Source organism: Belliella filtrata (assembly GCF_022549775.1).
Classification (GTDB): domain Bacteria; phylum Bacteroidota; class Bacteroidia; order Cytophagales; family Cyclobacteriaceae; genus Belliella; species Belliella filtrata.
In genome coordinates, this window is record NZ_JAKZGP010000003.1 from 125,388 (window position 1) to 138,476 (window position 13,089).

A 13,089-nucleotide genomic window follows, 5' to 3' on the forward strand; every position below is an offset into this window, starting at 1 on the left:
AGTCCCTAGATTGTCGGGATGTCTTCATTATATAGAGGTATATTGGTTTGGGATATTCATGTTTGCCTTGGAATCGAGTCTTTTAAAAGAAGCGGTTTTAGGCTTCTTTGTCTAAAGATTCAAATCTTTGGTTTACTGAGTACTATTGGTCAACATCAATGAATATCTTAATTTAAAAAATCAAATTTTAAAATATAAAAGCTAAAAATTACCTGATCATCTTACTCTTAATGATTATCTTTTCATGCACCTCCAACAAGACTGAGGAGAAGCAAGTAGCAAAAGATGAACATGCCCATCATGACCACAGTGTCCATGCAGGAGCATCTAATTCCAAAAGCCCAAGGACTGCCGCTATGGCCATTATTGGTTCCAACCATATGCACATAGACTATGCTGCTCCCAGTGTAAGAGGAAGGAAGGTTTTCGGTGGGCTCGTGGCCTATGATGAAGTTTGGGTGACTGGGGCACATTCGGCCACAAGTATTTCTTTCAATGAAGATCTTGAGATCGAGGGGGAAGTGTTTCCTGCTGGAAAATATGCGTTATTTACTATTCCTGGTAAAGAAAGCTGGACGGTTATACTTAATACTAATTTTGAACAACATCTAGCTGATGATTATGATGAAGCTAAGGATGTGGCAAGGTTCACCATTCCATTGCATGTATTGGATAATTCCGTAGAACAACTGAAATTTGAAGTGGTAAGCAAAGAAGGGAATCAAGGAGAAATAATATTCAATTGGGCTGACAGGGGATTTGTATTGAATGTGAGATTAGTTAATTAATCAACATTCTCTAAATTCTGTTGATTTAAGGAACTCGATGAGTGGATACTTTCTTGTAATGCATTATCGAGTTTCTGAGCTTCTTCTTTTAGTATCGAAATTAGCTCAGGAATCTCCTCTGGATTATTTTGAGGTTGGATTACCTCTAATATTCCGATGATATTTGCAAGCTTTGCACGCATAAGGTGAGATTGGTTGAAAGTAAGCTTTTTTAGGAACTCACTTTGTTGTTCAAGAATGCTATTAGACTTCTTTTTTTTGATAGCTTTCTTTTTGTCTTTGTTTGATATAATATCATGTCCAAAACCTATCATTTTAATTTGCGTGTTGGGTGAGTTAAACAATTGAAACTCCCAGCGAGTCCGTTTAAATTCTCCCTCAGCTATTCCTTTGATTCTTAACTCCATAGTGAAAGACTCTTCGTTTTCAACTAGGGCTATTTCTGTTCTTTTTTGGAACAAAATATAATCATTGGCATGAAGCATATTTTGTATACTTTCCTGAAATAAGGTGTTTTGATCAAGGGAAATTTGCCTTTTAAACTTTTTGTTGGCATCTATGATGACACCACGTTCACCTATTTTTAAATGATAGAAATAGTTGGATTCAATAATTGGTCTTTTTTCAGTAGCTTTCATTTCGGTGATGGATAGCAGTCACAAAGTTAACGAATAAAAGCATGATAATATTTAAAAAGCAAAAAATATTATTCAAGATGCAAAAAACTATATTTAACATTCTTTTTACAGCTTTTTGAATTAGTTTGAATTATGATTGGAATATGCTGACTGGATATTAAATGTGCTTTTATGGTATTTATCTTATGTTTTTTGGTGAAATACCTATTTTATGGTTTTTTGAATTGGAGTGGTTTTTCCAATTTTTCACTTAGCAAAAACCAGAAATAGACTTCTGGTAGTGTTTATCATAAAAATCCAATCAATTGATGATAGTAGCTTTCTGTAAAATCCGACTATTCTAAAAAAGAAAAGCCTCTGCAAGAGACAAGCTTGACTTGTTCTATATTTGCAGAGGCTAATTATGATTATATTTTAAAGGATTATGGTCTTAATTTAAGCATCTTTTCCTTCAAAGTTGTCTTCATCATCTTCTTCGTATTGAGAAAATTCAGGTGTCTCATCTGCTTCGTTGTCAGCTTCAAACACTTCGTCTTCATTTGTAGCGTCTGCGGGTCTATTTGCTGCCCTAGCTTCATCTCTTCTGTCTTGATCAGCCTTAACTTCGCTTAGAGGTTTGAGATTTGAAGGTGGTGGTGGAAGAAGTTCTTCATCATCTCTTTCATACGGAAAAACCTCTACTATTGGGCTTTCGGTAATATCTGGAACACGGAAAGTGACAAGCATATTATTTAAGCTTTCAAAAATCCGCTCATAGGCTTCCTTTACATCATGGGCTGTGACAAGCATGAACTGGGTAACTTTCTTTTCTTTTCCACTATCTGCATCAGTTATGATGTATGTGATTTTACATTTGTGCCAAATGTCAATATCCTCATATGGAAACACATCTACAATATTACTTTTGCTGATATTTGTAACTTGGAAGTCTCCTCGGATTACTGACCCGAGCAAGTCGTATATTCTTGCTTCTGCCTCGGTAAAAGACACTGCATCCACTAAGTATTGCTCGGATACGTTTTTCAATAGGCCTTCCTCATTCTCCTTGGCATACTTTACTTTACACAGGAACCAAACTCTCATATTTAAAATAATTTTTGTGCTTGCGAAGGTAAGATTAATTGTCAAAAGCAACAATTCAATCGTTATGAAAAGAAAGATTATTTATCTTAGGTCAACTTGTCTGGATCTTCTTGTCCTTCTCGTAATATTTCTCGTATATTCCATTCGAATATGTTAGAAAAAATCCAATATAGCTTTCCAGTTCAGCTTTTACTTCTCCATTTGAAAAAGAATCTTGCATTGATTTTTCTATGGGTGTTACTAACGCTGATTATCACTCAAAACTTTGGGACTGTATTGGGAATTCCATATTTATTTCTTGATCCAGAGTATTTGAATGTGGTCAATTGGAGAGGCTTTTTTCTGATGGGCATTGCATTTGCGATTTTCACCATGTCTTTTCATATGACGACATATATCTTAGATGGTGCTAAATTCAAGTTTTTGGCTGTAGTATCTAGACCATTTATTCAGTTTTGCGTCAACAATGCGCTGATTCCATTGATTTTTTACTTGATCTACATCTACTCTTTTATGAGTTTTCAATTTGATAATGATCCAGATGATTATTGGAGCGTTTTCAATCTTCTGTTTGGGTTTTTAGGCGGTACTTTTTTAAGTTACACTTTGATTTTTGTGTATTTTGGCTTTACAAATAAGGATGCATTTTTGTTGTTTGCGGACTCTGTCGAGAAGAGGTTGAAAAAAAATCCGATTACCAGAGCAAACATGCTCAAGCGAATCAAAGAAAGTAAAGAGTCTAAATACAAGGTGCTTGATTACCTTGATTTTAGGATGAAAATTCGATTTGTAAATAGTGATTTGTCCAAGTTCAAACAGTATCAACTACTTCGTGTTTTTGACCAAAATCACCTGAATTTGTTTATCATCCAATCTATCCTGATAAGTTTAATTCTATTATTAGGGTTTTTTCAAGAATATCCTGTTCTCCAAATTCCAGCAGCTACAAGCGCTACATTGCTGTTTTCGATCGTAACGATGCTCGTGGGGGCAATAGCATTTTGGTTGAGAGATTATTCCACACCGCTTTTGCTTGGGATTTTGATTTTATTTAATGCATTTTCTAATATTCCGCTCTTCAATCGACCTCATACTGCCGTGGGCTTGGATTATGAAGCATCTCCTGCCTCATACAAGCTGGAAAAGCTGGACGCTATCCTTCATCCGGACACGGTGTCCAAGGATAAAATGCAAACCATAAAGATTTTGAACAATTGGAAAGGGAAATTTCCTCCAAACTCCAAGCCAAGAATGATCCTAATCACTACGAGTGGTGGAGGTCAAAGGGCTGCACTATGGACCATGAATGTGCTACAACAAGTGCAGGCTCATTCTGATGGGCAGGCTTTTAAGCATACTCAACTCATCACAGGGGCTTCTGGAGGGATTGTTGGAGCCGCTTTTTTTAGGGAACTTTATCTGCGCTATCAGCAGGGTGATATTCCTAACCTCTTGGATAAAATATACTTGGACCAAATCTCGGCGGACAACCTGAATCCTATCATTTTCACTTTGATGGTGAATGATCTTTTTATCAGGAGTCAATATCATGAATATAATGGACGAAGGTATTTGAAGGACAGAGGTTTTTCTTTTGAGAAGCAATTCAATACCAACACAAAGGGCTTTTTGGATAAATCATTAAAAGATTATGCTGATCCGGAATTCAAAAGTTTGATTCCTATGCTTCCTGTGACTCCATTGATTATCAATGATGGTAGAAAACTGTTCATTTCCCCTAATAGCATGTCGTATATGGGAGTGTCTGTGTCTAGCGTTGGCTCATATAATGAGAAAAGTCAAAGTATAGATTTTAGGCGCTTTTTTGCAGGTCAAGATGCTGATAATTTACATTTTATAAGTGCCTTAAGGATGGGGGCTACTTTTCCTTTTATCACACCAAATATTCAACTCCCTTCTGATCCACAGATGGATGTGATGGACTCTGGATTGTCAGATAACTTTGGGATGCAAGACGCCTTGCGGTTCTTACATATATTTCAAGAATGGATCAAAGAGAATACCTCAGGTGTTACTTTAATTACCATAAGGGATTCTGAAAAATCTTCTGAAATCGAACCCAAGCTTCAGCCTAGAGTTTTTGAAAAATTGATAACACCACTTAAAAACATTTATATCAATTGGGATAATGTACAGACACTAGACAATGAAGTTCTGTATTATAAACATAAAGAATGGCTTCCATTTGATCTTGATAGGATAGAGTTTGAGTATTCTACTAGTCAGTTTATAAGAGATAGGGGATTGGTAGATCAAGAAGGTGGTGCTGCACAACAAGAGCGAGAAATTCAACGTGCTTCACTCAATTGGAGGTTGACTAGTAGGGAAAAAAAATCAATACTTGAAGCAATAGATAGTCCTCACAATAGAGAGGCATTAAAAAAAGTAGCTAGGATAAATTACCTAGCTACTGAGGAGTGAATCAAATGATTTCGACTTCTTCTTCAAAATTTTCCAAAGCCTCTGGGGTTCCTACCACATATACTACATCCCCAAGTTTGAGCTTTTCATTTCCAGTGATTTCAGAAATGGTTTTGCTCCCTTTTTTAATCGCTACGATATTTACACCAAACTTTTCTCTAATTTTTGCCTCTCTTATGGTCTTATCTAAGATCTGACTATTATCTTTTTCAATTTTTAAGCTGACAAAATTGATGTGAGGGAGGTCTATTTTGAATTTCGAACCCCCTTCTGGACTCAATGAGCGAAACATTTCATAGTTGTCTGAACGTACTTTCAATGTAAATTCATCAATGTCATGTTTAGGGATGAGGTATTTGCTTAGTACCCTAGTGAAAATCTCAATCGATGTTTCAAATTCTTCAGGTATCACTTCGTTTGCTCCCAAATTTATATTTGCCTCCATTTCTCCGAGATACCTTGTTCGCACGATAATGTATGGGTTCTGGGTGATATGGCGAATGGACGAGATGATGTTTTTTGTAGCTTCGGGGTTAGATATGGCTATCACAGCTACTCTTGCTTTATGAATGTAAACATGCTCAAGCACAGCCTCATTGGCAGCATCTCCGAAGATGATAGGCTCTCCTTTACTTGCTTCTTCTCTTACCGTTTCTGGATTAGTTTCTATGATGGTGTAAGGGATATTCGCAGATTTTGCAGCCTTGGAAAGATTTCTTCCATTGAGACCATAGCCTATGATTACCAAGTGATCTTTTAAACTTTCTTCATCTAGACTGATATTCTGAATTTCATCAGATTTATTCAGCCTGCTTGCGAACCTATTTGGAAGTGGGAGATTCAATACACCACAAGCTAGATTTTCCCTTTTCTTAAGGACAAAAGGAGTCACTGTCATGGTCAAGATGGAAATAGCGAGAAAGTATTGATAAGTTTCTGGGTCTAATAATTCATATTTCACGCCTTCTTTAGCCAAGAGTAGTGAGAATTCACCGACTTGGAATATTGAAAAGGCAACCATAAAAGCTTCTTTATACCCCTGACCTATCGCTTTGACCGAAAGTACCACCATGAGGAACTTTACGCCAAAAGTAAGTAAGGTCAATGCAAGGATGATTACTATATGTTCCCAAAGGAATGTGATGTCAAACAACATCCCTACTGAGACAAAGAAAAAGCTCAAGAAGATCTCTCTAAAAGGAAGGATTTTGCCTGTCGCATGGTGACTATAGTCTGATTCACTGATGATCAGCCCTGCCAAAAATGCGCCTAAACCTAATGAAAGTCCTAAAAGAGAGGTTAAGTAAGCTACTGCAAAGCAGGTTAATATGATGCAGAGTAAAAACAATTCCTCGTTTCTTGTTTTCGTGATGCGAAAAAGCAATTGAGGCATGATGTATTTGGCGCTTATGATGGTGAATACAATTACCACTGCACCTTTAATGGCCATATACAACAAGGAAAGGGCTATATTATCAGACTCTCCAGCCAGCATTGGTGTAAATAGCATCAAAGGAACAATGATGATATCTTGAAATATCAAGATTGCTAGTGTTGTTCTTCCTGGAATGGTATTGACTTGCCCTGACTCTTGTAGCATTTTGAGTACTATCGCCGTACTACTCAAGGCAAAAAGAAATCCAAAAAACACTGCCACATTCCAATCAAAGCCAAAACTATATGTTAAAAGTGTAGTCGCTGCAATGGTCAATACCACTTGAAGTGATCCACCTATAAAAACAGCTTTCTTGATTGATAAAAGGCTTTTTAAGGAAAATTCCATACCTATCACAAACAGTAGTAGGATCACACCTACTTCAGACAATACTTCTACAGCAGTAGAAGCATTCACTAAAGAAAGCCCGTAAGGTCCCGCCAAAGCTCCAGTAAAAAGAAATCCAATGATAGTAGGGACTTTGAGCCTCATAAAGAGGAGAATTACCAAAGTGGCTAATCCAAAAATGACAACGATATCAGAAAGTAAAGGGATTTCAGCACTCGCTATAATCAAGTTATTCATAAAAAAAGGTCGTAATTAAATAGTTGTAATAATTCTTTAACCCTCGAAAATACAATATTTATGCTGATTTTCCGAATACTAGAAAGATTTGAGTTTTTTCTTTAATGGTGATTTTACAGTTTTTAGGCTTCTTTTTGCTTCGTTTCCTTTGCCTTCGCATCTCTCAAATACAACTGTTATTTGAATTCTTATAAATCAAACCACTCCCTTGTTTTGTGTCCCCACAAAACAAACTCCAATATACTCTATGTCCTCAAAGAGCAATTTTTAGAAATCTACCTCATTGCAGTGTGATCTATAGAATATCAATAGGCAAAGCCCACCTTTTTATAAATGAAATGCATCAACCATGCTGGGCCAATCAAAAGAAATTGAATGTCTTTCAAGAATGAGGGCTTTTTGCCTTCAATTTTATGTCCATAAAATTGAAAAACCCATGCTAGGATAAAAATCCCTATAGATATACTCCATAGTGGAATTGGAGACACCAAGTAGATCAAGTTTGCTACAGCCAAACATAGCGCAGAGAAAAAGAACATTCCTAGTGCCAAAGGTGGTGAAATGGTAAGGTAATATACTAAAACTATAGCTAAGACAATTGTCGCCCAGTTTGCGAAGTTTTGTAGAAATGGGAGGTATTCTTCAATGAGTCCTGAAGGAATGCTGAAAATCAGTCCTACTATGCTGAAAAAAATAGCTGGAACACAAATCCAATGTATAGTTTTGTTAGTTTCATTTTGATGACTTAGTCCATATTCATTCAATAAGATGTCTATTTTTCTCATGATAGTGCTTTGTAGATTGCCATTCTTTTGGAAAATCATTCTTAATTTAATAAATAGTAATGATAAAATATCTAAACAACTAGGATAAATATGTGGAGCTACTGGGAAAAAGCGTATTTGGTAAACTATGATTTGATCATCATAGGTGGTGGCATAGTGGGTATGTCTACAGCGATCTGGTACAAAGAACAATATCCTGAATCGGCTGTTTTGATATTGGAAAGAGGTTTACTTCCAAGCGGCGCAAGTACAAAAAATGCAGGTTTTGCATGTTTTGGAAGCTTGACAGAGTTTGTTGATGATTTGAAAATAATGAGTGAAAGTGAAGTTCAAACACTGGTTAGAAGACGGTATGACGGTCTTTGTGCAATGAGATCATACTTTGGGGATAGCCGTATAGGATATAATCCTTCAGGAGGATTCGAACTCATTTGCCAAGGTGAAGAGGCTGTTCTAGACCAAATACCCAAAGTTAACAAACTTCTCAAACCCATATTTACCGAAGATGTTTTTGAAGTATTGGATGATATTGAAGACTTGGGGTTTGGAGAGCGAGTGGTGAAAATAGTGAAAAATAAGTTCGAGGGTGAACTAGAGACTGGGAAGTATATGGCTTCATTGATGAATACTTGCCAAATTAAAGACATTAGAATCATCACTGGTGCAGAAGTTATTGAAGTTGAACCAGAAGTTTTGGTGAAAGACCCACTCGGAGCATCTCCGAAAGTATTTTCAGCAAAAAAAGTGGCTGTTTGTACCAATGCTTTTACAAAAAGGTTTTTGCCAGCACTAGATATTCAACCCGGTAGAGGAATGATAATGGTGAGTGATGAACTTGCTGGCCAAATACCATGGTCTGGATCTTTTCACTATAATAAAGGGTACGTTTATTTCCGGAAAGTTGGTCAAAACAGGATACTCATAGGTGGTGGGCGCAATGTAGATTTTGAGGGAGAGCGTACTACTACATTTGGAATCAACCCAAAAATCAAAACTTACCTACAAGAACTGGTGCAGCAATTGATCTTACCAAATCAGGATTTTAACATGGAGTTCGAGTGGTCAGGAATAATGGCATTTGGAAAAACAAAAGAACCAGTAGTTAGGAAAGTTTCAGATAAGTTGAGCGTAGCTGTTCGTCTGGGTGGAATGGGAGTGGCTTTAGGTTGGGAGTTGGGAAGGCAGCTGGCAGAGAGTTTTAGTGAATGATATTTTCCAAAATTTTGTTAATTTCAAACTTTATATGAATTCCAAAAAATATTGAATGGTAAAGATGCGTAAAGAACCTGGTCTTTTAGAGGCTTTGGTACCGATTTTATTTTTGATCATACTACTCGTAATCAATATTAGTATTTTCGGCACAGATGGGTTGGATGGATCCAATCAGATTGTATTGATTATTTCTTCTGCGGTTGCAGCTTTGATTGCAGTGTTCAGGTTGAATATCAAATGGGAAATACTACAAGATGGTATTGTAAAGAGTATTAGCTCTGCGATGTCAAGTATATTGATTTTGTTGTTGATAGGAGCACTGGCGGGGACTTGGATGCTAAGTGGAATAGTGCCAGCAATGATTTATTATGGGCTTCAGGTATTGAATCCTACCATATTCTTGATAGCGGCTTGCATCGTTAGTGCTATAGTATCTATAGCTACTGGGAGTAGCTGGACTACGGTAGCCACAGTTGGAGTGGCACTTTTGGGAATAGGCAAAGCACTTGGATTTAGTGAAGGGATTATTGCTGGAGCGATTATTTCTGGTGCTTATTTTGGAGATAAGATGTCTCCACTTTCAGATACTACGAATTTAGCTCCGGCCATGGCAGGGACTGATTTGTTTACCCATATCAAGCACATGACCAAGACCACGGTTCCGTCGATCTTGATTACTTTGGTGATTTTTGGAGTGATTGGTTTTACCTCAGGAGCAGAGGGCTCGGTAGAGCAAGTAAAAGGTATTTCGAGTGTGATTTCAGAAAAATTTAATATTAATGGCTGGCTTTTTATTGTGCCAGCTGTGGTATTGGTTATGATCGTAAAAAAAGTGCCAGCAGTGCCAGCCTTATTGGCAGGAGCACTTTTGGGAGGATTGTTTGCAGTGATATTTCAGCCACAGATCATTTATTTGATCGCAAGTGAGGAGTCATCCAATTATGCCTACAGCAGTTTTAAAGCTGTAATGATGGCCTTGTATGGGGAGATCAGTGTAGTGACATCCAATGAAGTAGTCAACGAGCTGCTAGTTACGGGAGGAATGGCAGGTATGTTAAATACCATTTGGCTTATCATATGTGCAATGATCTTCGGGGGGATTATGGAAGAGAGTAAAATGCTTGCAGTATTGGCAGAAGCAGTGATTAGAAAAGTACATTCTATTGGTTCATTGGTAGCATCAACAGCCGCTACATGTATGTTTTTCAACGTGACGACATCGGATCAGTATTTGGCTATTTTAGTTCCAGGCAGAATGTATGCCGATATTTACAGAAAAAGAGGCTTGAAGCCAGAGAACCTTAGCCGAACATTGGAGGATAGTGCCACGGTGACTTCTGTACTCGTACCTTGGAATACCTGTGGGGCCACGCAAGCCTCCGTACTGGGGGTTGCCACACTTACTTATGCACCTTATTGTTTTTTCAATATTATCAGTCCATTTATGACGATCATGTATGGATACTTCAAGCTAGGGATCAATTTCTACAATGAAGAAGAAATGGAGGAAATCAAAAAAGAATTCAAAGCATGATTCAAAAAAGCATAACCAAGGAAGAGGTTAATGGTTTGCCTTTAGGGCAGTTCGATGGTGAAATAGTTTTAGTAGATACCTTAGCGTTGATTGAAGAAGCTGTAGAGGATCTTTCTACCTATGATTATATTGGTTTTGATACAGAGACTAAGCCAGCTTTTAAAAAAGGAGTTCATCACCATGTAGCTTTACTGCAATTGGCGACACCAAATGTTGCCTATCTGTTTAGATTGAATGAAATCAGCTTGCCTAGTCCAGTGCAACAAATTATGGAAGATTCTAACATCTTAAAGGTTGGTGCAGCAGTACTTGATGATCTTCGAGCTTTAAAGAAGCTATCACCTAGTTTTAAACCTGCTGGATTCTTTGACCTCAACGATGAGCTGAAAAAAGTAGGGTTTGAAAATATTGGTGTAAGAAACCTTGCCGCTATGGTACTTCATTTTAGAGTTTCTAAATCAGAGCAAGTATCCAATTGGGAAGCACCTGAGCTTACTGATAAGCAGCAATTGTACGCCGCCACAGATGCTTGGGTTTGTCTAGAAATATATAAGAAGCTTCAGTTTGGTGGGTACTTAGATGAGCTTTTCAATCGATGATTTGTACTTGATCTAAGTCAGTAATCCTACTTTCGAATACATCCACAAGTGTTTTTCTTACATTTAGTGTTATAAGGCAGGTGTTATCAAATTGTTGGTTTAATATCTCTAAGTCCATATCCTTGATGAGTTTCATCACGTCATTCATGGCAAGATAATCGAACTTTAGCTGAAATTTTGATTTGACAATTTCCTCTATGATGTTATTGTTTTCTAAGGCTTCAGCAGCAGCAGTTTTATAAGCCGCTATCAAACCTCCCACCCCTAGTTTTGTCCCTCCAAAATACCTCACCACGACAACAAGTGTGTTTGTTAGTTGATTAGATCGTATTTGACCTAGGATGGGATCTCCAGCCGAGTGATTGGGTTCGCCATCATCATTTGCTCTAAACCTATCCTGCTCTGCGCCTAAGATATATGCGTAGCAGTGATGCCTGGCGTCGTAGTACTTTTTTCTCAACTCATCCAAATGATCTCTAATATCTTCTTCATCTGCTACGGGAAAAGCAAAAGAGATGAATTTGCTGCCTTTTTCTTTATATAGGCCTTCGGATATGCCAGATACTGTGAGGTATGTGTCTTCCATGTTTATTTTCAGGTTCTCAAAATTAATAAAATAGCAATCTTCATAGTCCTTAAGTGTGAATTTTTCTCTTAATTTTGAAGATCTATGAGTGATTTTACTTTCCCTAGGCTGCTTCACTTTGATGGTCAAAACCGTTTAGATGGTCATATCCGGTTTTTGAGTACAGGAGAAGATTTTGATTTTGACGTCAAGAGGGTCTTTTGGATTAGTGGAGTGCCAGAAAATGCTGTCAGAGGAGTTCATGCCCATAAAAAAGAAGAACAACTTTTGGTGGCAATATCAGGCACATTGATTATAGATTTGGAAGATAAAAGTGGGATAAAATCCAAGTTTGTACTAGACGAACCTTCCAAAGGCTTATTCATTCCGGCAATGCATTGGTCTTCTGTGGAGTTTGCCCATGATGCTATTCTTTTGGGTCTGGGAAATATGCCATTCGATGAAGAAGACTATATCAGAGATAAAGATGCATTTGATCAAGCTTGAAGAAAAGTGGGATAAAAACACCTCATTTACTTTGAATGAAGTAAATGAGGTGAGGCATGATTATTTTTTACAATCCTTCAAAACAGTTGAAACCAAGCACCTACTTCAGGCTTGTATAATCAAAAAGGGCAACCGCATAGCCTTGATCACTTTTTCAATTAATGATGAAGGAGAGGCTTTTTCATTACCACAGACTCCTTTTGGTGGCTTGTGGGTTGATGGGAAAATTGACTCGGATAGTTTGCTCGGATTTATTACATTTTTTTCAACAAGCTTGAAAGAGCTGGGATTTTCTAAGATTACAATCGTGCAAGCACCCAGGGCATATGGGGATTCCTCTGGGTTATTTACTTATCTTTTATTCAAGTCTGATTTTCAGTTACAAAGAGTGCTTTGTCATCAGTTGATGAAAGGGAGAAAGCAGATAAAGAAATGGATAGAAGGGAATTTTCCCCAATTGATCAAAAAGGCTAAAGAGAATAAGTATAATGTGAGCATGGGAAATGTTCAAAGTTTTTCTTTTTTGGATGAAATCGCTTCGTGGAAAGAGGATAGAGGGCATATACCTCATAAGGATTTGGATAGGTTAATCTTTCAAGTTTCCAATTTTCCTGAGCGTTATTTTGTGATTACCATTATCCAAGAAGGGAAGGCTGTCGCACACGCCTTGGCAGTAAAGCTAACCCATGATGCTTTGTATTATTTCTATTCAGCAATCAATCCAAAAAATCAACAAAACCTGACGGGGAAACTATTGATAGCTAGTTTGATTAAGCTGGCAAATGAGCAGAAAGTTAGTTTACTAGATTTTGGGTCATCTGAAGTTACCGAACAGATCAATCATAAGTTGATGTACTTCAAGGGGACATATGCTGAAACCTTTGATAATAGAGAAACTTGGGTCAAAGAATTGTGA

The 13,089-nt window shown here is 37.4% G+C and carries 12 protein-coding genes; 7 read left to right on the forward strand and 5 right to left on the reverse strand.

Annotated features, from left to right (window positions below; all coding sequences use genetic code 11):
• Nucleotides 1-230: 230 nt before the first annotated feature.
• Entirely contained in the window at nucleotides 231-788 is a 558-nt protein-coding gene (locus MM239_RS02710) for a DUF2911 domain-containing protein (protein WP_241346391.1), read from the forward strand.
• On the opposite strand, the gene MM239_RS02715 is transcribed toward MM239_RS02710, so the two are convergent.
• Nucleotides 785-1,426 (reverse strand): hypothetical protein, encoded by a 642-nt coding sequence (locus tag MM239_RS02715; RefSeq protein ID WP_241346393.1) that lies wholly within the window; start codon nucleotides 1,424-1,426, stop codon nucleotides 785-787. The two genes, MM239_RS02710 and MM239_RS02715, sit on opposite strands and share 4 nt — an antisense overlap.
• A gap of 435 nt (nucleotides 1,427-1,861) precedes the next feature.
• Nucleotides 1,862-2,509: a DUF4494 domain-containing protein gene (locus MM239_RS02720; RefSeq protein WP_241346394.1), complete on the reverse strand. Its 648-nt coding sequence runs from the start codon at nucleotides 2,507-2,509 to the stop codon at nucleotides 1,862-1,864.
• Nucleotides 2,510-2,659: 150 nt separating this feature from the next.
• Between MM239_RS02720 and MM239_RS02725 the strand changes: the two genes are divergently transcribed.
• Nucleotides 2,660-4,951 (forward strand): patatin-like phospholipase family protein, encoded by a 2,292-nt coding sequence (locus MM239_RS02725; RefSeq protein ID WP_241346397.1) that lies wholly within the window; start codon nucleotides 2,660-2,662, stop codon nucleotides 4,949-4,951.
• A 1-nt stretch (nucleotide 4,952) separates the two neighbouring features.
• Here MM239_RS02725 and MM239_RS02730 read toward each other — a convergent pair whose 3' ends face one another.
• Entirely contained in the window at nucleotides 4,953-6,971 is a 2,019-nt protein-coding gene (locus MM239_RS02730) for a monovalent cation:proton antiporter family protein (RefSeq protein WP_241346399.1), read from the reverse strand.
• 305 nt (nucleotides 6,972-7,276) lie between these two features.
• Nucleotides 7,277-7,756 carry an Mpo1 family 2-hydroxy fatty acid dioxygenase gene (locus MM239_RS02735; RefSeq protein ID WP_241346401.1) on the reverse strand — a complete coding sequence of 160 codons (480 nt, stop codon included), beginning with the start codon at nucleotides 7,754-7,756 and terminating at the stop codon, nucleotides 7,277-7,279.
• A 90-nt stretch (nucleotides 7,757-7,846) separates the two neighbouring features.
• Between MM239_RS02735 and MM239_RS02740 the strand changes: the two genes are divergently transcribed.
• Genes MM239_RS02740 through MM239_RS02750 form a run of 3 tightly spaced genes read left to right on the forward strand, consistent with a single transcriptional unit; the run spans nucleotide 7,847 to nucleotide 11,101 of the window.
• Nucleotides 7,847-8,965 carry an NAD(P)/FAD-dependent oxidoreductase gene (locus MM239_RS02740; protein WP_241346403.1) on the forward strand — a complete coding sequence of 373 codons (1,119 nt, stop codon included), beginning with the start codon at nucleotides 7,847-7,849 and terminating at the stop codon, nucleotides 8,963-8,965.
• Between the two features lie 55 nt (nucleotides 8,966-9,020).
• The gene (gene nhaC, locus MM239_RS02745) at nucleotides 9,021-10,502 is read left to right on the forward strand and encodes a Na+/H+ antiporter NhaC (RefSeq protein WP_241346405.1); all 1,482 of its coding nucleotides are present in this window, start codon (nucleotides 9,021-9,023) and stop codon (nucleotides 10,500-10,502) included.
• Entirely contained in the window at nucleotides 10,499-11,101 is a 603-nt protein-coding gene (locus MM239_RS02750) for a 3'-5' exonuclease (RefSeq protein WP_241346407.1), read from the forward strand. Before nhaC ends, MM239_RS02750 begins: the two co-directional genes overlap by 4 nt.
• Here MM239_RS02750 and MM239_RS02755 read toward each other — a convergent pair.
• On the reverse strand, nucleotides 11,091-11,687 hold the full coding sequence (locus MM239_RS02755) for an IMPACT family protein (RefSeq protein WP_241346408.1): 597 nt from the start codon (nucleotides 11,685-11,687) through the stop codon (nucleotides 11,091-11,093). The genes MM239_RS02750 and MM239_RS02755 overlap by 11 nt on opposite strands.
• 84 nt (nucleotides 11,688-11,771) lie before the next feature.
• Here MM239_RS02755 and MM239_RS02760 point away from each other — a divergent pair, with 84 nt between their 5' ends.
• Both MM239_RS02760 and MM239_RS02765 read left to right on the forward strand, forming a co-directional pair.
• A complete protein-coding gene (locus MM239_RS02760) occupies nucleotides 11,772-12,173 on the forward strand; it encodes a sugar 3,4-ketoisomerase (RefSeq protein WP_241346410.1) in 402 nt (133 codons plus the stop codon).
• Complete coding sequence (locus MM239_RS02765) at nucleotides 12,127-13,089, forward strand: hypothetical protein (RefSeq protein ID WP_241346413.1); 963 nt, start codon at nucleotides 12,127-12,129, stop codon at nucleotides 13,087-13,089. The genes MM239_RS02760 and MM239_RS02765 overlap by 47 nt, the downstream gene beginning before the upstream one ends.

Coding starts and splice junctions, on each gene's coding strand:
- nhaC (WP_241346405.1), top strand. CDS start 9,021: ATGGTAAAGATGCGTAAAGAACCTGGTCTTTTAGAGGCTTTGGTACCG.
- MM239_RS02755 (WP_241346408.1), bottom strand. CDS start 11,687: ATGGAAGACACATACCTCACAGTATCTGGCATATCCGAAGGCCTATAT.
- MM239_RS02730 (WP_241346399.1), bottom strand. CDS start 6,971: ATGAATAACTTGATTATAGCGAGTGCTGAAATCCCTTTACTTTCTGAT.
- MM239_RS02725 (WP_241346397.1), top strand. CDS start 2,660: ATGTTAGAAAAAATCCAATATAGCTTTCCAGTTCAGCTTTTACTTCTC.
- MM239_RS02720 (WP_241346394.1), bottom strand. CDS start 2,509: ATGAGAGTTTGGTTCCTGTGTAAAGTAAAGTATGCCAAGGAGAATGAG.
- MM239_RS02710 (WP_241346391.1), top strand. CDS start 231: ATGATTATCTTTTCATGCACCTCCAACAAGACTGAGGAGAAGCAAGTA.
- MM239_RS02715 (WP_241346393.1), bottom strand. CDS start 1,426: ATGAAAGCTACTGAAAAAAGACCAATTATTGAATCCAACTATTTCTAT.
- MM239_RS02735 (WP_241346401.1), bottom strand. CDS start 7,756: ATGAGAAAAATAGACATCTTATTGAATGAATATGGACTAAGTCATCAA.
- MM239_RS02760 (WP_241346410.1), top strand. CDS start 11,772: ATGAGTGATTTTACTTTCCCTAGGCTGCTTCACTTTGATGGTCAAAAC.
- MM239_RS02750 (WP_241346407.1), top strand. CDS start 10,499: ATGATTCAAAAAAGCATAACCAAGGAAGAGGTTAATGGTTTGCCTTTA.
- MM239_RS02740 (WP_241346403.1), top strand. CDS start 7,847: ATGTGGAGCTACTGGGAAAAAGCGTATTTGGTAAACTATGATTTGATC.
- MM239_RS02765 (WP_241346413.1), top strand. CDS start 12,127: ATGAAGAAGACTATATCAGAGATAAAGATGCATTTGATCAAGCTTGAA.